The sequence below is a fragment of the Pseudomonas abietaniphila genome, assembly GCF_900100795.1.
Classification (GTDB): domain Bacteria; phylum Pseudomonadota; class Gammaproteobacteria; order Pseudomonadales; family Pseudomonadaceae; genus Aquipseudomonas; species Aquipseudomonas abietaniphila.
In genome coordinates, this window is sequence record NZ_FNCO01000031.1 from 17,433 (window position 1) to 34,982 (window position 17,550).

At 57.6% G+C, this 17,550-nt stretch carries 17 protein-coding genes and 1 tRNA gene; 7 read left to right on the forward strand and 11 right to left on the reverse strand.

What is annotated here, in order from left to right:
- Window positions 1–36 precede the first annotated feature (36 nt).
- Together BLS87_RS32455 and BLS87_RS32460 are read right to left on the reverse strand one after the other, a co-directional pair.
- Window positions 37–1,308, reverse strand: coding sequence for a type II toxin-antitoxin system HipA family toxin (locus BLS87_RS32455; RefSeq protein WP_208605236.1), 1,272 nt, complete (start codon window positions 1,306–1,308; stop codon window positions 37–39).
- Window positions 1,308–1,772: a helix-turn-helix domain-containing protein gene (locus BLS87_RS32460; protein WP_074759297.1), complete on the reverse strand. Its 465-nt coding sequence runs from the start codon at window positions 1,770–1,772 to the stop codon at window positions 1,308–1,310. The genes BLS87_RS32455 and BLS87_RS32460 overlap by 1 nt, the downstream gene beginning before the upstream one ends.
- A 248-nt stretch (window positions 1,773–2,020) precedes the next feature.
- Between BLS87_RS32460 and BLS87_RS32465 the strand changes: the two genes are divergently transcribed.
- Complete coding sequence (locus BLS87_RS32465; protein WP_074759299.1) at window positions 2,021–2,629, forward strand: flavin reductase family protein; 609 nt, start codon at window positions 2,021–2,023, stop codon at window positions 2,627–2,629.
- A 183-nt stretch (window positions 2,630–2,812) separates the two neighbouring features.
- Here BLS87_RS32465 and BLS87_RS32470 read toward each other — a convergent pair whose 3' ends face one another.
- The 4 genes from BLS87_RS32470 to BLS87_RS32485 all read right to left on the reverse strand — a co-directional run bounded on the left by BLS87_RS32470 (window position 2,813) and on the right by BLS87_RS32485 (window position 6,081).
- Window positions 2,813–4,393 (reverse strand): aldehyde dehydrogenase (NADP(+)), encoded by a 1,581-nt coding sequence (locus BLS87_RS32470; protein ID WP_074759301.1) that lies wholly within the window; start codon window positions 4,391–4,393, stop codon window positions 2,813–2,815.
- A gap of 351 nt (window positions 4,394–4,744) precedes the next feature.
- Entirely contained in the window at window positions 4,745–5,449 is a 705-nt protein-coding gene (locus tag BLS87_RS32475) for a hypothetical protein (protein WP_074759302.1), read from the reverse strand.
- A 71-nt stretch (window positions 5,450–5,520) separates the two neighbouring features.
- Complete coding sequence (locus BLS87_RS32480) at window positions 5,521–5,868, reverse strand: bacteriocin (protein WP_074759303.1); 348 nt, start codon at window positions 5,866–5,868, stop codon at window positions 5,521–5,523.
- Between the two features lie 136 nt (window positions 5,869–6,004).
- A tRNA-Met gene (locus BLS87_RS32485) sits at window positions 6,005–6,081 on the reverse strand.
- 1,505 nt (window positions 6,082–7,586) lie between these two features.
- Here BLS87_RS32485 and BLS87_RS35445 point away from each other — a divergent pair.
- Together BLS87_RS35445 and BLS87_RS32495 are read left to right on the forward strand one after the other, a co-directional pair.
- Window positions 7,587–8,594, forward strand: a complete 1,008-nt coding sequence (locus BLS87_RS35445; protein WP_425262261.1) for a methyl-accepting chemotaxis protein — start codon at window positions 7,587–7,589, stop codon at window positions 8,592–8,594.
- A gap of 117 nt (window positions 8,595–8,711) precedes the next feature.
- Window positions 8,712–9,368, forward strand: coding sequence for a class I SAM-dependent methyltransferase (locus BLS87_RS32495; RefSeq protein ID WP_074759305.1), 657 nt, complete (start codon window positions 8,712–8,714; stop codon window positions 9,366–9,368).
- Window positions 9,369–9,431: 63 nt separating this feature from the next.
- On the opposite strand, the gene BLS87_RS32500 is transcribed toward BLS87_RS32495, so the two are convergent.
- Together BLS87_RS32500 and BLS87_RS32505 are read right to left on the reverse strand one after the other, a co-directional pair.
- The gene (locus tag BLS87_RS32500) at window positions 9,432–10,142 is read right to left on the reverse strand and encodes a glutathione binding-like protein (RefSeq protein ID WP_074759306.1); all 711 of its coding nucleotides are present in this window, start codon (window positions 10,140–10,142) and stop codon (window positions 9,432–9,434) included.
- A complete protein-coding gene (locus BLS87_RS32505; RefSeq protein ID WP_074759307.1) occupies window positions 10,139–10,780 on the reverse strand; it encodes a TetR/AcrR family transcriptional regulator in 642 nt (213 codons plus the stop codon). Before BLS87_RS32505 ends, BLS87_RS32500 begins: the two co-directional genes overlap by 4 nt.
- A 153-nt stretch (window positions 10,781–10,933) precedes the next feature.
- Between BLS87_RS32505 and BLS87_RS32510 the strand changes: the two genes are divergently transcribed.
- Window positions 10,934–11,638, forward strand: coding sequence for a glutathione S-transferase family protein (locus tag BLS87_RS32510; protein WP_074759308.1), 705 nt, complete (start codon window positions 10,934–10,936; stop codon window positions 11,636–11,638).
- 284 nt (window positions 11,639–11,922) lie between these two features.
- Here BLS87_RS32510 and BLS87_RS32515 read toward each other — a convergent pair whose 3' ends face one another.
- The gene (locus BLS87_RS32515) at window positions 11,923–12,612 is read right to left on the reverse strand and encodes a hypothetical protein (RefSeq protein ID WP_074759309.1); all 690 of its coding nucleotides are present in this window, start codon (window positions 12,610–12,612) and stop codon (window positions 11,923–11,925) included.
- 155 nt (window positions 12,613–12,767) lie between these two features.
- Between BLS87_RS32515 and BLS87_RS32520 the strand changes: the two genes are divergently transcribed.
- The 3 genes from BLS87_RS32520 to BLS87_RS32530 all read left to right on the forward strand — a co-directional run bounded on the left by BLS87_RS32520 (window position 12,768) and on the right by BLS87_RS32530 (window position 15,764).
- Window positions 12,768–14,147, forward strand: coding sequence for a hypothetical protein (locus tag BLS87_RS32520; protein ID WP_074759310.1), 1,380 nt, complete (start codon window positions 12,768–12,770; stop codon window positions 14,145–14,147).
- A 53-nt stretch (window positions 14,148–14,200) separates the two neighbouring features.
- Window positions 14,201–14,431 carry a helix-turn-helix transcriptional regulator gene (locus BLS87_RS32525; RefSeq protein ID WP_074759311.1) on the forward strand — a complete coding sequence of 77 codons (231 nt, stop codon included), beginning with the start codon at window positions 14,201–14,203 and terminating at the stop codon, window positions 14,429–14,431.
- Between the two features lie 337 nt (window positions 14,432–14,768).
- Window positions 14,769–15,764 (forward strand): YagK/YfjJ domain-containing protein, encoded by a 996-nt coding sequence (locus BLS87_RS32530; protein ID WP_074759312.1) that lies wholly within the window; start codon window positions 14,769–14,771, stop codon window positions 15,762–15,764.
- A gap of 224 nt (window positions 15,765–15,988) precedes the next feature.
- Here the strand turns inward: BLS87_RS32530 and BLS87_RS32535 are convergent, their stop codons facing one another.
- Together BLS87_RS32535 and BLS87_RS32540 are read right to left on the reverse strand one after the other, a co-directional pair.
- Window positions 15,989–16,219 carry a hypothetical protein gene (locus tag BLS87_RS32535; RefSeq protein WP_143024543.1) on the reverse strand — a complete coding sequence of 77 codons (231 nt, stop codon included), beginning with the start codon at window positions 16,217–16,219 and terminating at the stop codon, window positions 15,989–15,991.
- Between the two features lie 203 nt (window positions 16,220–16,422).
- Window positions 16,423–17,550, reverse strand: a 1,128-nt coding sequence (locus BLS87_RS32540) for a DUF4113 domain-containing protein (protein ID WP_143024544.1), incomplete at its 5' end; no start/stop codon positions are given.

A 17,550-nucleotide genomic window follows, 5' to 3' on the forward strand; every position in this document is an offset into this window, starting at 1 on the left:
TTTTCAGGCGAGAGGGAAGGGGTATTTTGGAGCGATTCAGGAATGCGACAGTTTGAACGCTTCGCCGATGAGTGCTTGCTCGGTGCGAGGGATACGCAATGCGTGCGCCAGTGTCGGCCACTGCCTGATGATGGCTTTGAATCTCGCAATGGTGTCGTCAGCTTCGTTGAGCCGCACACGAAACAAGGTGCAGACCGACCGTACCAATTCAAGGTCGAGTGCGTTGTCGACCTCACTCACGTTGAGTTTCAAAGCTTGCCCGTAGGGATCGGGATTCATGTCGTAAGCGGGTGATAAGCGCCACCCTGCGCCGGGTTCGAGGATAAAGCCGTGGTTACGCAAATGGTCATCGGTGTTGGACACCATCATGTTGAACACGATGCGGTTCCAGAGCTCCTTCAGGTCAGCGTTGGTACTGGCTCCGTGGGTAATCAAAACTTCCGCCAGTTCCAGATAGCTGACTCCTGCGGACGCGTCCTCGCCATCTTTGTGATGGGTAAGGGTCATGGCTGAAGCAAAATGCAGACGCCTGCCTTCGGGGGTTCGATCAAAACGCTTTATCCGAAAACAATGATGCTCGCTCGCGTAGCGTTCAGCGTCCATGGGGGCGACCCTGAGTCCGCAGGCCTCTGCCAGTGTGCCAACGATCAATTCCCATGCGCCCACGTCATGTTCATCTCTGACACTGGGAAATTTGGCGATCCACAGGTTTTTCTGAGTGTCTACCACGCTGGCTTTGGGGCGCGCGCCACCGAGAGAACCGCCCGGCGCTATTAACTGCCGAATCCATTCGTCGCCTTCCGCTGCGGTGTTATCCACGTCACTTTCAAGGGCTCTGCTGACGGCTTCCAGTTCGCGTAGCTGAATAAGCGGAGGCGCGGCGAGGTCGTGCTGGTTGTCGAGAAATGGACCCGTGTCGTCCAGCTTGAACCGCAAGGCGCCGACTCGATAAGCGTCGTGTACACCGAGCAGAAAGTCGGATTCGAAAAGACGAGTGGATGATGGGAGCACACCTGCACGCTTCTCGCGCTCCAGCCTGCGTTTCATCAACATACGGCCCCAACGGTCGGGGCTTGAATCGGCAAATACGCCGAAGATATCCCGACCGGGAGATGGATATTGTGGGCCCTCAAAGGGCAGCACGCCGGGGTCGAGGGTGATGGCGCAAAGCTGCGTATCGGATAACGCATCGTGGTCGTATTCGAAGTCGAACACTTCACGGGGCCCGCTGCGCCGTGCGTGCAAGAACCCCAGTCGCCGTGGTGTGGGCAGGTTGGCCCAGTCGGCATAGACCGCGATTGTCGTCATCATTCCTTCCCGTTGTCCGTGTCTTGTCCGGGCTGGATAAGCAAGGACGTCAGTCTTGAAGCGGGCGTGATGGTTGCATGCCTGGATGAGGGAGCGTTATCCGAGCCGTCCTGATCCGATGTAGGAGAGGGACGTTTTTTTGTGGCAGATGTGCTGTCGAATTTCTTGCGAGGCACCGTGACCAAGTCAGCGTCCTGCAATTGCCGCCCCGTTTCGTCCGCTTTGGCGAGCAGGCCCAGATCCTGCTCCAGTCCCAATACTTGCATCACGGACAGGTACGCACCCATCGTCACTCCCGCGCCTCCACGCTCCAATGCGCGCAATGTCATCTGGGACATGCCGGAGCGCTCCGCGACACGTTTTGCCGTGAGCTTGCGGCGCAGGCGCGCTAATTTCAGCCGCTCGCCAAAGTCTTCGAGAAGTCGGGTCGTGCCCGGAAGCAGTGGCGCCGTCGTTTTTGCCATGTGTAATTATTCCTTCACATTATTGGCGATAATGCTGGAATATTAGCAGCTGTTAGCGAGTCTCCAAATGAAATGCAACAATCCGGGTTTTTTAACGATTTTAATGAAGAAACGGTCGCTATCAGGTATGGCTGGATGGCGTATGTGAGGTCCTGCCGGCGAGTGACAGTGTTTTCCTGAATCCTCAATCCATGTAATTTCATCACCCCAGCTTCCAAGCCTTCCCTCCCTAATGCAGGATCATCCCCATGACCGCCGCACATCGCCGTCCCGTCCCCCTTGCCAAATGCTATCGCTTGCTTAATCACGGTCCGACCGTTCTGGTGAGCGCGGCGCATAACGGCCGGCGCAACATCATGGCGGCGGCGTGGGCGATGCCGCTGGATTTTCAGCCGCCCAAGGTCACGGTGGTGCTGGATAAGTCGGTATGGACCCGGCAGCTGGTGGAAGGCTCTGGGACGTTCGTGATTAACGTGCCGACGATCAGTCAGCTCGACATCGTCGAAACGGTGGGCTCGACGTCGGGGCTGGAAATCTCTCAGGAAAAGGACCTCGACAAGTTCAAGGCGTATGGCCTGCGGACGTTTACGGGTGACGTCGTCGATGGGGCGCTGCTGGAAGGGTGCGCCGCGTGGCTGGAATGCCGATTGATGCCGGAGCCGCACAACCAGAATCAGTACGACCTGTTCATTGGTGAAGTGGTGGCGGCCTGGGCAGACGAGCGCGTGTTTTCCGACGGGCATTGGCATTTCGAGGGTCATGATGAGCTACGCACGCTGCATCATGTGGCGGGCGGGCACTTCCTGGTGATCGGTGATGAGGTCGTCGGCAAGGTCCTGGAGCGGGCTGAGGACTGATTAACCCATCGGGATGGCAGCAAAGTTACGATCTACGTACATCAAATCCTGTGTGGGCGTGAGCTTGCTCGCGACAGCGTCGTGTCAGGCAACATCAGTACACCGGACGTTTCGCAATCGCGAGCAAACTCACGCCTTCAGGTAAGCGCTGCCTCCGACGGCAGCTATAGAGCGGCAGTTCGGTCAGTCCTTGACCAACTGACCGTTCACCAGGCGCCAGGTCTTCAGCGGGTTGCTGTGCTGAAGGGCTGGCGGCAGCAGCGAGTCCGGGACGCTTTGATAGCAGACAGGCCGCAGGAAGCGATCAATGGCGGTGGCGCCGACCGAGGTGCTGCGACTGTCGGAGGTTGCCGGGAACGGGCCGCCGTGAACCATCGAATAGCTCACTTCGACGCCCGTCGGGAAGTCATTGAACAGAATCCGCCCGGCCTTGCGCTCCAGTGTCGGCATCAACGCTTGGGCGATCGCCTGATCACCGTCGTCGAAATGCAGGGTAACGGTCAGTTGCCCGTCGAACTTCGCGGCCACTTTCTGCAGGTCGGCCGTGTCCTTGCAGACGATCAGCAGTGCGCTCGGCCCGAAGTTTTCGTCTTCCAGCCCCGGATTGGCGAGGAAGGTCGCTGAATCGGTGCGGAAAAACGCGGGCCGCGCCTGGAACGAGCCTTCAGCCTCTCGACCTTCGGCTACCAGCGTCACGCCCGAGGCCTTGTGCAGATTGTTCAGGCCGTTGCAGTAGGCGCCATGAATGTTGGGCGTCAGCATGGTGGTCGGTGACTTGTCAGCCAAAGCCGTCGCAGCGGCAGACACGAACGTCTCCAGCGCATCGCTTTCCAGTGCCAGCAGGATGCCAGGGTTGGTGCAGAACTGACCTGCGCCCAGTACCAGCGATTCAACGAAGCCCTTGGCGATGCTTTCGCCACGCGCAGACAGCGCGGCCGGCAACAGGAACACCGGGTTGATGCTGCTCATCTCCGCATAGACTGGAATCGGCACCGGACGCGCTTGAGCCGCCGCGACCAGCGCAAGACCGCCACGGCGTGAGCCAGTGAAGCCGACGGCTGAAATCAGCGGATGGCTCACGAGGGCCTGGCCAACGGAGATGTCCTTGTCGATCAGCATGGAAAACACGCCTTCGGGCATGCCGGTATCCCGTGCAGCTTTCTGAATGACGCGAGCGACCAGTTCGCTGGTGCCCAAGTGCGCAGGGTGCGCCTTGACGATGACGGGGCAACCTGCCGCCAGCGCTGACGCCGTGTCGCCGCCCGCCACCGAAAAGGCCAAGGGAAAGTTGCTGGCGCCAAACACTGCGACCGGTCCCAGACCGATGCGACGCAGACGCAGGTCGGCGCGCGGCAGTGGTTGACGGTCGGGCAGGGCGGTGTCGACCACCGCGCCGTGCCAACGACCGTCGCGCAGCAGGCTGGCGAACAGCTTGAGCTGGTTGACGGTGCGCATCCGTTCGCCTTCCAGGCGCGGTTTTGGCAGGCCGCTTTCAACATGAACGCGCTCGGTCAGCGTGTCGCCCAGATCCAGCAGACCTTGGGCGATGGCTTCGAGGAAGGCCGCCCGTTGTTCATCGCTCAGTTGTCGGTAGGGGTCGAACGACGCTTCGGCCAGTTCACACGCGGTGTTCACATCGTCCGGCGTGCTGGCGCCAAACGCGGGTGACAGTTCTTCTCCCGTGGCGGCGGCGAGCGCGAACACCTCGCCTCCCTGACCACGAACCGCACGTTGACCGATGATCGTTTCACCAAGAATCTGCATTGCTCAACACCTCTTATTCAAGACGAGCCTGGGTATGTTCCATCGCTGTGGGACGCGTAGCTGACTCAGCGCAAAGACGATGGCCCTGCTGTAGCAGATCAGTGCTGTTTCAGGGCCAGCCATGTGACCGGTAACAAAGGCGATAAACCTTAGCCTATTGCGCGGGTCTTGAAGAAACGATTTCTCGTTCGATGAGGATCAGGGATTGCGCGACGTACATCAATCCCCTGCATTGCCGAAGCGCTCGCGGGACAGGGGCGAGTGCCTTGAAGTCACCTGACTTGCCGGTTTTGGTAGTTTTGATCACGCCAGCGCCGGCAAGCCAACAGGCTACAGAGATGCAGTCAGTCGCTACTGCTGAACCGCGCTATACCCTTCAAATGCAACCTGCTGCTGAATCGCGCTGACGATATTCTTGCGCGTGGCAGGCTGTTGATTACCGTCGCGGTCCACGAACACATCGCTTTGCAGTTCGGCATCGTCGCCTTCACCCACAAAGGTGAAACCGAGGAATTCGAAGGCTTCACGGTCGACGTTGGCTTTCGAGCGCGGGGTGCGCAGGGGCAGGGTGACGCTGGTGCCGTCTTTGCTGATGACGAACACCTCAGCCTCTTTCTTCGCGCGTGCGGCTTTGCTTTTGCCGCCGCTCGGGTTGCTGACGGCCTGGTGTGTCTGGTTCAGGACCTTCAGGGCCAGGCTGTAGACCAGCTCCTGGAAACTGGGGTCGTCCTTGTAGCTGGACAAAATCCGGCTGATCGGGAACTTCGTACTGAGGTCTTCCAGCGCGGCCATGTCGGCGGCTTCTGCATCCTTGAGCTGCTTGAGTTGCCCCATCAGCTCGTAGGCCTGGTCATCATCGAAGCGGTCATGGGCCTGACGGATCGCAACGCGAAGCTCACGAATCTGATCGCTTTCTTTAGCACTTTGGAAGGCATCGAGGACCATTTCGCTGATGGTTTTTGCCTGCGGCACATGCTGTGAAAGATTGATGGCGTCTTCGTAGGCCTGCTTGGCAGAGTGCGCAGGCGCTGCTACGTCGGTATGGGAATCAGACATTGAACATCCATTACTTCATTAACGGGGTTTGATCGCGAAACGCACGCTGGCGCTTCGCGACGGAGGGTAATTTATTTACCGCCCAAAGCACCACCCGCAGCGCCACCCAGGCCTGCGCCGATGGTGCCGCCTGTGCTGCCGCCCAGTTTGTTACCGATTACCGAGCCCGCAGCGCCACCCAGACCTCCGCCAACGGCCGCACGGGTCTTGTGGCCTTTTTTCGCGGCAACTGCACCACCGGCAGCGCCCGCCAGGCCTGCACCGATGGCCGCGCCATTGCTGCCGCCCATTTGTTGACCGACGACGTTACCCAGTGCGCCGCCCAGGCCGCCACCCAATGCGGCGTTGGTGCCGCTGCCTGCCATTGCGCCTTGAGAAACCAGAAGACCCAGAACCAGTGCAGGAAGTGTGAATCGCATGAACTCGACCTCAGAAAAGGGACAGCGCTATGAAGTGATGTCGTTGATGAAGCGGGTTGCCCGGCCAGTCAGTGCTTCGATAACCGGAACGCCAGAAACAACAAAGCCCGCACGAGGCGGGCTTTGTTGAGGTACTTGGTGGCTACACAGGGACTTGAACCCCGGACCCCAGCATTATGAATGCTATGCTCTAACCAACTGAGCTATGTAGCCAAGTGGCGCGCATTATTCGCTCAGATCGAGGATGTGTCAAGCGTCTCTATAAAAAATTTATGCGTGTGATCAATTGGTTAGGATTTTGCCTCTGAAATCCTCTGGCCAGGTCGAGATGCCCGTCACCGAGGTGACAGTTTCGCCGGGCGACCTGAGTGGTTTTGCCCCACTCTTGTGCACGCGTTCTGCACCTTCTTCGTTCACATGCCCGTTTAGATGGCCTCGTGCTACCGGTCCGTTTCTTGCTTGAGCCTGCCGAACGTGCACTCTGCTGTGCTGACTCTGTCGCGCGCGGTGTTGCCAACCCGATAATGACTGCACGCGTCTTCGGCACAGGAGACGGGCGGTTGTCGTTTTCAAAACAAAGACATGGCATTTTGCCGGTAACAATGTGAGGCAACATCTGCCGTGGTCACGAGTCGCGGTGGCGGGTTGTCCGTGAGGAGTAGTCGGACATGCAAAGTCTTTTGTCGCCAGGAATCCGTCTGCTCGGACGTTTTGGATTTGCACGCAAGTTTCAGGTGCTGTTTTTCCTGTTCATCCTGCCGCTGGCCGGAAGCCTGTGGATGATCGGGCAGGACTACCGCAGCAAGCTGGCCGTGATTTCCGATGAGCAGTCCGGGGTTCGTCAGCTGTTGGCGCTCGATGCACTGGATGCCCAGCTGACCGCCCAACGTAACCGCGCGGCTCGCTGGAAGGCGGCGGACATTCTTCACGACCCTACTCCCGCGGCGAAGGCCGCCATGGCTGCGCTGGACGCTGCCAACCCGGTCCTGGGTCAGACACTTGCGGCGCTGGGCGATGAGCTCAAGGCGCAGCATGCCAGTGCAGACATCATGGCGCGTTTCCAGGCGCTGCAAGCGACCGTCAAGGGCATGGACTCCGAGGCGTTGCGCACCGTCGGCTGGTGGCCGGACGGCTACGACCGTTTCACTTCGGCGCTAACCGCGTTGCAAAGCCTGCGTGAACAGATCGCCATGGACACCGGGCTGATTCTCGACCCTTGGCTCGAAACCTATCTGCTGATGCAGGTTTCCACACAGCAGGCGCCGGATCTGATCGAGCGTGTCGGGCGTATGGCGAGTGTGGGGCAGTCCTCGGTGGCGTCGGGTCAGTTCACGCTACAGAGTCGCCTGCAGATGCGCGACCTGCGCAGCCGTATCGGCGATGCTCGCGATCAATTGGTCAAAGCCGCCGCGTCGTTGCAAGCCAAGTCGTACCCCGGCATGGAAACCTGGACCGGCCGTTACAACGATAGCCTTCAGCGTCTGGACAGTGAGCTGAAAGTGCTGGACGAGGGCGTGTTCGGCGGCGCAATCAAACTGGACACGGCAGCGTTCGAGCGCAGCGTCGACAGCACGCTCGAAGCACTGGCTGCGTTGCGCAATCAGTCGCTCACGTCGCTGGACAGCCGACTGGATTACTACCATGACAGCGCGATCAAACAGTTCGTGCCGGTGGCCGCGACGTTCAGCCTTCTGGCCCTGGCTGCGCTGTATCTCTTCATGTGCCTGCAGGCTTCGATTCGCCGCAGCGCCAAAGGCATCACGACGCTGGCCGAGTCGTTGCGTGACGGTAATCTGTGTGTCGAAGTGGCGGTCGAAGGCCGCGATGAGCTCGCCGCGATCAGCACGGCGCTCAACGTCGCGGTCGTGCAGCTGCGCACCAGCCTGCTGGGGGTCAACCATGAAACCCAGCAACTGGGCTCAGCCGTTCTGACGCTCAATTCGCAGTCCGGCAGCACGCTCAATGAAGTTGAAGATCAACAGCAGCAGATCAGTCAGATTGCAGCGGCTGCCACCCAGTTGGCGGCGACGTCCCTGGGCGTTGCGAAGAGCTGCGAAGAAGCGTCCGGCAGCGCTCAACACACGCGCCAGATTGCCGAAGACAGCAGCCGGGACAGTCAGCGCACCACGGCCAGTATCCAGCAGCTCAATCAACGACTGACCGACACGGCTAATGCGCTGAGCAAGGTCAGCGAGCAGGGCCAACAGATTCAGTCGGTGGTCGACACCATTCGCGGCATCGCCGAGCAGACTAACCTGCTGGCGCTTAACGCGGCCATCGAAGCGGCACGTGCGGGTGAGCAAGGGCGAGGGTTTGCTGTGGTGGCCGATGAGGTGCGCAGCCTGTCGCAACGCACGCAGGCGTCCACCGCGCAAATCGCCGGCACGGTCGACAGCCTGCGCGCCACCGTGAGCCAGGCCGTCAGTCTGATGGAAGCGGCTTGTGGTCAGGCGGTCACTGATGCGCAGTCGGTCACTGGCCTTGGCGAGCGTCTTGGAGAGATCGCCAGCGCCGTGCAGATCGTCACCGACACGCTGGCGCAGATCGCCACCGCGGTGGAGGAGCAAGCCGCCACAGCGGACGAGGTCAGCGGCAATATTCAGCAAGTGGATCAGGCGGCAGGGCGATTGCTCGATGGCGCGCGGGCGGTGAACCACGCAGCCGATACGCTGAGCAGAGGCAGTCGGGCGTTGAGTGACAATACCTCGCGGTTCCAGTTGGGCTGAACGGCGAGGTTGTGAGGCGGCACTCATACCTTGGAATAGCTTGAAACCCGAAAGAGGGACGACGTATAACGGGCGTCGTCTTCTCTGTCCGATTCTCTTGTTTCCAAGGCGTCTCCCATGACCGAAAGCAGTGCCGCGGGTGCGGCGGTTTATTCCCCTCTGACGCTGGCCCTGTATGACGCATGGGTGCTGGGCATTTCCAATCGTTACGCGTGGCGTTGTCCGACCGATGAGGTTTTGCTGCCATTCTTTCGCGCCAACGTTCGCGCCCGGCATCTCGATATCGGTGTGGGCACGGGTTACTACCTGGCAAAAGCCCAGTTGCCCGCCGACACTCAGATCACCTTGCTCGACCTCAATCCCAGCAGTCTTGAAGCGGCCAGGCGCAGAATCGCCCGGCCCGACACACGCATTCTCCAGCACGACGTCATGCAGCCGATTCCGGGTGGCGAACGTTTCGATTCGATCTCGCTTTTTTATCTGCTCCATTGTCTGCCGGGCCCTCTGGACGCCAAGGCGGCGATCTTCGGCAACCTCAAGCACAACCTGCAACCGGGCGGCGTGCTGTTCGGAGCGACGATTCTGGGGGACGAGGCGGGGCACAACGGCTTCGGGCGCAAGCTGATGGACGTCTACAACAAGAAGGGCATTTTCGGAAACCGCCAGGACTCCCAGGTCGGTTTCGAAGGGCATCTGCGTCAGCATTTCCGGGACGTGACGCTCAAGCGTGAAGGGCGCGTGCTGCTGTTCCGTGCGGCTCAGCCGATCATCTGAGGTCGGGTCTGTCAGCGCCAGCCCTTTTTTGCTGGCGCTGCGCTGACAGTCGCGTGGCTATTCTCAGCTCTTTTTCTGCCCGCCAGCAGAGGTCTGGCCGAACAGTATCTTCTTGCCTTCCTCGGTGACCGTTGCACGGTTCTGTGACAGCGCTTCACCCTTGGCGTAGGCGCGAATCGTTGCCGGGCGAGCCTGCACCTCATAGAACCAGCGCTTCAGATTCGGAAAGTCATCCAGGTTTTGCTGTTGGCGCTGCCATGGGTAAACCCAGGGATAGATCGCCATGTCAGCGACTGAATAATCCTCTCCAGCGACGAAGGTACGGCCTTGCAGCCTGCGGTCCAGCACGCCGTACAGGCGGTTGGTTTCATCGACGTAGCGGGTGATCGCGTACGGGATTTTCTCCGGCGCATACACGCCAAAGTGATGATTCTGACCCGCCATCGGGCCAAGCCCGCCCATCTGCCACATCAGCCATTCAGTGACGGTTTTCTTGCCGCGCACATCGGAGGGCAAGAACTGACCGGTCTTCTCCGCCAGGTACAACAGGATCGCGCCGGACTCGAAAACCGTGATTGGCTCTCCACCGTCGGCGGGCGCGGTGTCGATGATCGCCGGCATACGGTTGTTCGGCGAAAAGGCCAGGAACGCAGGCTGAAACTGGTCCCCAGCGCTGATGTCGACAGGGTGAATACGGTATTCCAGTCCTGCTTCCTCCAGAAACAAGGTGATCTTGTGGCCGTTGGGGGTTGGCCAGTAGTAGAGCTCGATCATCGTTGCGATTCCACAATGAGGGGGTAAATGGGGGCGAAGTTACCTTGATGCGCGCCACCGTCCAGCAGCGCGAGTGCGGGGCGCAACACGCTCTCCAGCAAGGCCCGTTGCGGTTTGGCGCGGGCGAGTACGCGAATGCCCAGTAGCACGCCAAGCAACAAGCAGGAAAGGTCTGGGGCCGGTTGTGCGCAGGAAATCGTGCCGTCACGTTGGCCTGCTTCCACGCAGCGCAGAAAAAAGTGCTCGGCCCGCGTAAGGAAGTCATCCACGATCGCTTGCGCATCCGGGTCATGCGGCGCCGCTTCCAGCGCCGAATTCACCATCATGCAGCCTCGACGCTGGATGTCGTTCATTGAGCGCTCAATGATTTCCACGAAAAACATCTCGATGGCCTGGCGCGGCGCCAGGGTGCTCTCCAGGCGCACGACACGCTCGCCAAAGCTGCTTTTCAGGTAGTGCGCCAACGCCTTGCGGTACAGGGCACGCTTGTCGCCAAACGCGTTGTAAAGGCTGGCGCCGGTGATGCCCATGCAGTCGATGAGGTCACGCATCGACGTCGCCTCGAAACCCTTTTTCCAGAAGCACTGGATCGCGGCGTCGAGCACATTACCTTCGTCGAATTCTCTGGGTCTTGCCATCGTCATTTTCCTTTCGGCGCACATCTTCACGTTGCGCCGTGTTCCACAGTTCGCCTAATCTAGATCAATCGTTCTAAAACGCAACTGTGTTTTTCGGGCGCTGTGCGCTTTCGCTATTTTCGATAACCTTTCACACCCACAGAGATGAACGCCATGATCCGTTTCTATTTCCACCCGACACCCAACCCGGCCAAGGTCGCGCTCTTTCTCGAAGAGTCAGGCCTGAACTACGAATTGGTTCCGGTGGATACCAGCAAGGGCGAGCAGCACTCGGCGGAGTTCCGCGCGATCAACCCCAACGGAAAAGTGCCAGCAATCGTCGACACTGAAGGACCGGGCGGAAAGGAGGTGCGGGTATTCGACTCCAGCGCCATTCTGCTGTACCTGGGTGAGAAAACCGGCCAGTTCATGGGCACGGCCGAAGACAAGCCTGAGCTGCTCTCGTGGCTGTTCTTCATTGCGTCGGGTCTCGGGCCGTTTTCGGGTCAGGCGGTGCACTTCCAATACGCCGCACCAGAAGGCAACGATTACGCGGTGAACCGCTATCGCCGCGAAATCGAGCGCCATTACGAAGTCCTTGACCAGCATCTGGCGGGGCGCGACTACATCGTCGGAAACGAATACACCCTCGCCGACATTTCGACGTGGGGCTGGCTGATCCGCGCGCCTCGCGTCATGAAGGGCGCTGAGGACGCCTTGGCGGAGTACCCGAACCTCAAGCGCTGGTTCCAGAACGTCGACGCACGTCCTGCGGCATCTCGCGCAAAAGACGTGGGTAAGGATCACGCCTTCAAGAAAGACATGGATGAGCAGGCGAAACGCGCGCTGTTTCCGTCGAATTATCCAAAGGCGGATTGACGTGTTTCAGATGGCGGATTGAAAAGCGATCGCCCAATAAAAAGCCTCCGAGGAAGGAGGCTTTTTCGCGAGGCGCTGTCTGGAGAACCAGACGCCGTCTCTGGTCAGACGTTAGGCGGTAAGTTCTGGCAGGTAGGCCTTGTAACACCGGTCATGCCTTAAATTTCGAAATAATTCATACCCGGTTTTGTACCCGGTTCCATCGGTGATTCTGGCGCGGGCAAGCGTAAGCGCAATTTCATAGGTGCCATTGTGGCCAAGAGTGCTTCTGGTATCGCTGGCAGTCAGTTAATCCGCGGTTGAAGAAATGTGTGCTTATCAACGGCCTTCTTTATGGCGCTCTTCACTTTATTAATCGTTTTCTTCTCCGTGGCTTCTAGTGCCTCTTGGTCGACGATTATGTCTGGATGCTCTGACTCTAGGGCTACCTCCCATATGGAGAGGCGCGTGACTAGCATCTGAATCTGTCTCATGGCCTCGTGGTGTTTAACTTTCAGTATGTCGATGCGCTGTTCCGCCACTTTACGTTCAAAGGCATGCATTTTTTTGAGCTTCTGCTCTTGCGCTTGGTGGTCATTAATCAGCTGTTCAGTTCCGCTGAGAAGGTCGGTGATGACAGCTGCCTCCGATTTCTTCTGCCGTTTAGCAACGGCGCGCAGAGCTTTTTTCGTCTCCGTCGGTAGCGTAAAGGAATAAGGTTTCTTTTCCTTGCCTGCATTCAGTGATCGATGTCGATGCTGCCGAAGGGCATTCCTTAGGCGCGTGACAAAGGCACCGCCGTCGTCACTTGTGTCCTGCAGGTATGAAATGGTTTCAGCGACTAGTTCATGGCAGGGTTTCTTTCGCCATGTCATCCGTTTGATCGCGATTTTTATCCCTCTTTCGGTTGCCTGTTGCTGCATGTAGCGGTAGGCCCACTCCCACTCTCCGCCCTCCTTTTTCAGCCATCGTGGCCTGGCCGTGATCTTGGTCATCACCCGTCCTTCGCTATTTTTCTGCGGATTATTCCGATGATTCTAGCCGCAATTATTATCGAGTTTAAATATGCGTTATTCGTTGCGTTACTCCGTAACTCTTTATAATTATCACAGGGGGTGTAACCTGTAGCTAAAATTAGGATGATTTCAGCATGCCTCTTTTCATACAAGGTCTTATGAAAAGCCTTTCTGGTTGCAGTCCAGAAGCGCGATTTTTTTTGGAAGTCGTCAGTGGCAGGGCTTCAAGGGGTGACCATGCTGATGGGGCATTCCGGGTTAAGCCGCTTGCGAGACAGCTTTGTATTCCGGAAGGTGATGTCAGCTCAGCCTTTGCCGAGTTGGTATCTGCTGATGTGATTGAGCGTTTGGCATCGGCTCCTTCGGGGAAGGGGCGGCCAACAGTCAGCTATCAGTTTTCACCGCCGACGTTGATGGCCCTTGAAGCGCAGCCGCAGTCATATGGCCTTCATTCTGCTCACCTAGAGCGGTTGTTTTCAGGCGCAGATATCCCGACGGAGATACCGGGGAAGCAACCGAAAATTCAGAAAGAGAGAGCTTCTGTTACCAAGAATCAGAAGCCAGCCCCTCCGGGTGCCCGCAGCAGGCTGAGTATCTGTAATCGATTGCTGCTTGGGATGTTGTTGGCAAATGCCGATCAATTTGGTGTTGTGAAGGCGCTCACCAGCAAAGACTTGAGGTTGCTGACGGGGTTTGATGCTGAGAGTTTAAAACGCCGGCTCCAGCGTCTGGTCGGGGTGGGGTTGATACGCAGTTGTGTGCCAGGTGTGACGAGTTCAATTTTCCGTGCCAGGAGGGTCAACAGTACGTATTTCCTCAACCTAAATCATCCGGGCTTTGGTGTGACGGGTGACTGTGCCGTTATGGTACACGTGGTGAGTGAAAGCAAAGCTGAAACCGACGCTGTAGATGTACTGTGGCGGGATATTTTGGCGGCTCGCACCGTTTCACCGGTGAGCCCGTCAGAGACCCCCATTGAAGTTATTCACCTGCTAGCCAATGAGCGGCGTTCAGTCATCGATGTATTGCGGCTCATCATCTATCAATGCGCCTCCGAGTTGCTCTCGCGTCACTGGGTTGATCTTGCGCGTGAGGGGCCAGTCCATTACGAATGGTTGTCCGAGCGGATTGAGGCTGTCTTGCAGTGTTCGAGTGACCCCAATCTCGGAGATGTCAGTGCTGATCTGGAGTGGAGAGCTGTTATCAGCCATTTTTGTAATTTGGTTGTAAGAGTCGCGTCGGTATACAGGGCAAGGTTTGAAGTGGCGAACGGGGTTGGTTTCAGCTCTGCTGGGTTTAGTATCTTGCCGGTGTCGTATGATGAGAGAGAAAGATGTATTGCGATGCTTTTGCATCCGCGGCCTAAAGAACTGTCCGCATGCACGGTTCTTCGGGACGGTGGGCGCGATGGCGTTGCCCCTAAAAGCTGGGGGTCAGAAGCCGAGATGCCGTTGAGCTACCGATTCCAGTTTGGATTGGTGACGCCACCTGCGAAGCGCTTGTTGAGAGGTTAGGTAATTTTAAATCGCCCCTGCACATCCTCTGAGCCATACAGAGGAGCCTGCTCATGCGAATCATCCGCCTGAAAGAAGTCATCGATTCGACTGGTCTTGCCCGGTCGACTATCTACAAATACATCTCGGAAGGCACCTTCCCGAAACCGGTGTCCCTTGGCGACCGCTGCGTCGGCTGGGTCGATAGCGAGGTGCACGATTGGATCCTGGCCAGGATTGAAGAACGCGACCATACCGAGGGAACAGCGGTGCGCGCCACCTGCCACCTAAGCATGGCCAGCTAAAACTATCCGCATGCGCCATGACTGGCTACGGTTGGTCATGGCGTTTATGCCGCATGGAAGGGGCTGGATTCTCAGCTAACTACCCCAAGCTCCAAGTGATTCAATTTCTCGGCTGGCAAGGAAATGTTGCTCCCCATTGTCTTGCTAGGCCGGGATGGCCGCTGTGGCTCGGAGCGGGATCTAGTTATATAGCTCTAGACTATCAATCCATAACTACGCAATAGCCTGAACATTGATAGCTACACAGCCACCACTACCCAGCAAATGGGATAGGTCATCGGTTAAATAAAAAATATCCCCTCTCTGGTATGTGAAACCCACAACCAGGCATACAACCATGACCAAGCTAAACAGCTACACCCACCGCTCACAGTCCGATACCTCTATCCGGATTGAGCGACTCGTCAACACCATCCAACTTACAGATAGCCAAGCCTTCCGTATCACGTACTCGAAGCATGGGGATCAGCAGGTCAATGCAACCCGGCTGTCAAAATACTTCGATGGGATCGAACAGATGGTCGCTCTGTTCGAGTGTGATGTGGCGTATGACTACAGCTGGCACTTGAACCTTTTCCGAGAAGCCTGTCAGTCCATTGGGGTTGAACTAAGCCCGTGCGGCATTACCTGCTTGGACGAAGGCGAAACACGCTATCTGAGCACCAGCGAGACGCTGAACGAACTGACCAAGCACATCCGAACGCTGCTCACCAAAAAGCGATACAAACGCTGGGAGCCAGATCGGCGTCACCAAGCGATTAAGCAGGAAGTTGAGATCGGTCGCTACGTTGATGTTGTGCTGGATCGTTACGCCCGCACCTGCGTGATTCGGTTGGATCTTTACTACCACGCCGAGGCGCAAGTTCGATTGCGTGTTGAGCACGTATTCGACGACCTGAGTCGGCTGATTGCTGAGCGTGAGCGTAAGCGAAACCCGATTTTCGACCATGAGACCGGCTACATATGCACCGTTGAGCAAGGCGAGGATCGGGGGTATCACATCCATGCGGCCTTCTTCTTCAACGGTGCAGAGGTGAGTGCCGATATCTACAGAGCGCAGCGGATCGGTGAGCTGTGGGAGCGTATTACCCGTGGTCAGGGCTGCTACAACAACTGCAACCTCGACAAAGATAAATACCAAGACAGGCTGGGGATTGGTCTAATCCATCGGCGAGATCTGAATGCTCGGGCCAACGTGCACCATGCCATGCGTTACCTGGTCAAGAATGACCAGCACCTGCGGCTCAAGCCTGAGGGCGCTCGTTGCTTGCGTAAAGGCCAGGCTAAGAAGGTGCGCGGCAGCACGCGAGGATCTGATACTAGTCGGGGGTGATTCCTTGCTGACACTGTCAGTGCGAGCCAGTGATGCTTTGCCATCATTGGTTCGACGTTCTAGGATCGGGGATGCTCACCTATCGAACTGGGAGATTTATGGATCAGCAGTGGAACATCAATGGCGAGGCGGGCTCCATCCAGGGGCTTGTACGAACTATTGTGGGCGATAGTAAGCCCGGTTACTTACTCGCTCATAGTTGCGGTACAGACGCCGTGCTGGCCTCATCCAAACCTGGTGGTTTCTACTCGTGCTTTCCAGATCCAGTAGCTTGGAATCAGCTTTACATGCATGGTTTGGGTAGCAGCCCATACATCGACGTATTCTGGAAGGCCTGCAGCGATGCCGGCGTTGAGTTCAGTCCATTGGGTGTGGCTGGCTATGACGAAGATCTCGATCGTCCCCTTTCCACGAACCAAGCCTTTGATGAGCTGGTTCGGAGAATCCATTTTCACTGGTTTTACTCGAACTCTTCAGGGTATGACGTAGCAACGCCAGCAGATGAGTGGGCTATCCGGTTAAGCGTACCCGTAGGGCTAACCCTTGCTAATAGTCCTGCAGGGCCTCGCTCGTTTGGGCAGCGTAGAAATCTCCGGCAGCCAATCTGTGGCGTTGGTCGCCGGTCTTAGGGCAGGAGGTAGCTGCTCAGGAAGCTGGTTTATCGAGCCTTTGCTACCAATAACGACTTCCACTGAGTGGTGTACGCAGGCGAAAGCATTTCTCTGCGCATGCTCCACTCTGTTGGTTTGGCTATACGGCCAGGCTGCAGTGTTCCGCGTCCCCATCGCCTATTGATAGCGTCTAGCGCGCTCATTAACCGTTCAGTCTTTACTGGTTGCTCAGGTGCAAATAGATCCTGCGTGTACTCATTTCGTCGGCACAAATCTAGAAGCAGTACCTGGGCTTTGGCGTAGCTAAATCCATCCCGGTACAGCTGGCTTATGCCTTCTCGGGCTGCTGCAATAATTAGGCGCGTGTCGTCGGTCGGGTAGGGTAGTTGGCAAAGTAGGCCATTGGCGTATTTGGCCTCAGTGGGGTTGAACATGCCGGTGCGCAGGCTGACGCGAATCTGCCGGCACAGTGAGCCCTGCTGGCGCAGTTTTTCAGCCGCGCGGGTGGCGTAAGCGGTCACAGCTTCCTGAATCGGCTCGATGGTCTTCAAGCGCTTACCGAATGAGCGGCTGCAGCAGATTTCCTGCTTGGCCGGCGCGGCCTCTTCAAGTTCTAAGCAGGCAGTACCGCGCAGCTCGCGTGCAGTTTTCTCGATAATCACGTTGAAGCGTTTGCGCAGTTCCCAGGCGTCACTACTGGCCAGATCCCAAGCGGTTTTGATGCCGAGTGCATTGAGGTGAACCTGCATGCGTCTGCCGATACCCCAGACATCCTCTACTGGTATGACCTTGAGCAGCTTGTCGCGTCGTACGGGGTCACGTAGATCAACCACACCGCCGGTTTGTCGTTGCCAGCGCTTGGCCGCATGGTTGGCTAACTTGGCCAAGGTTTTAGTGCCGGCGATACCGATGCCTACGGGTATGCCGGTTTTCTGTTTGATCTCGGCTTGCAGTGTTCTGGAAAGAGTTTCCAGTGATTCCGACATGCCGGTTAGGTCGGCAAATGCCTCATCGATGCTGTACACCTCTACCGCTGGCAAGCGTGCCTCAATGATGCTCATCACCCGTTCGCTCATATCGCCGTTTATGTGTAATAGAAAGTCAATAAGAACCGGGCCATGCTCGCCCTTGGAGCTTCTCATACCCAACCGGTATGGCTGTAGCTTCTGAGGAGA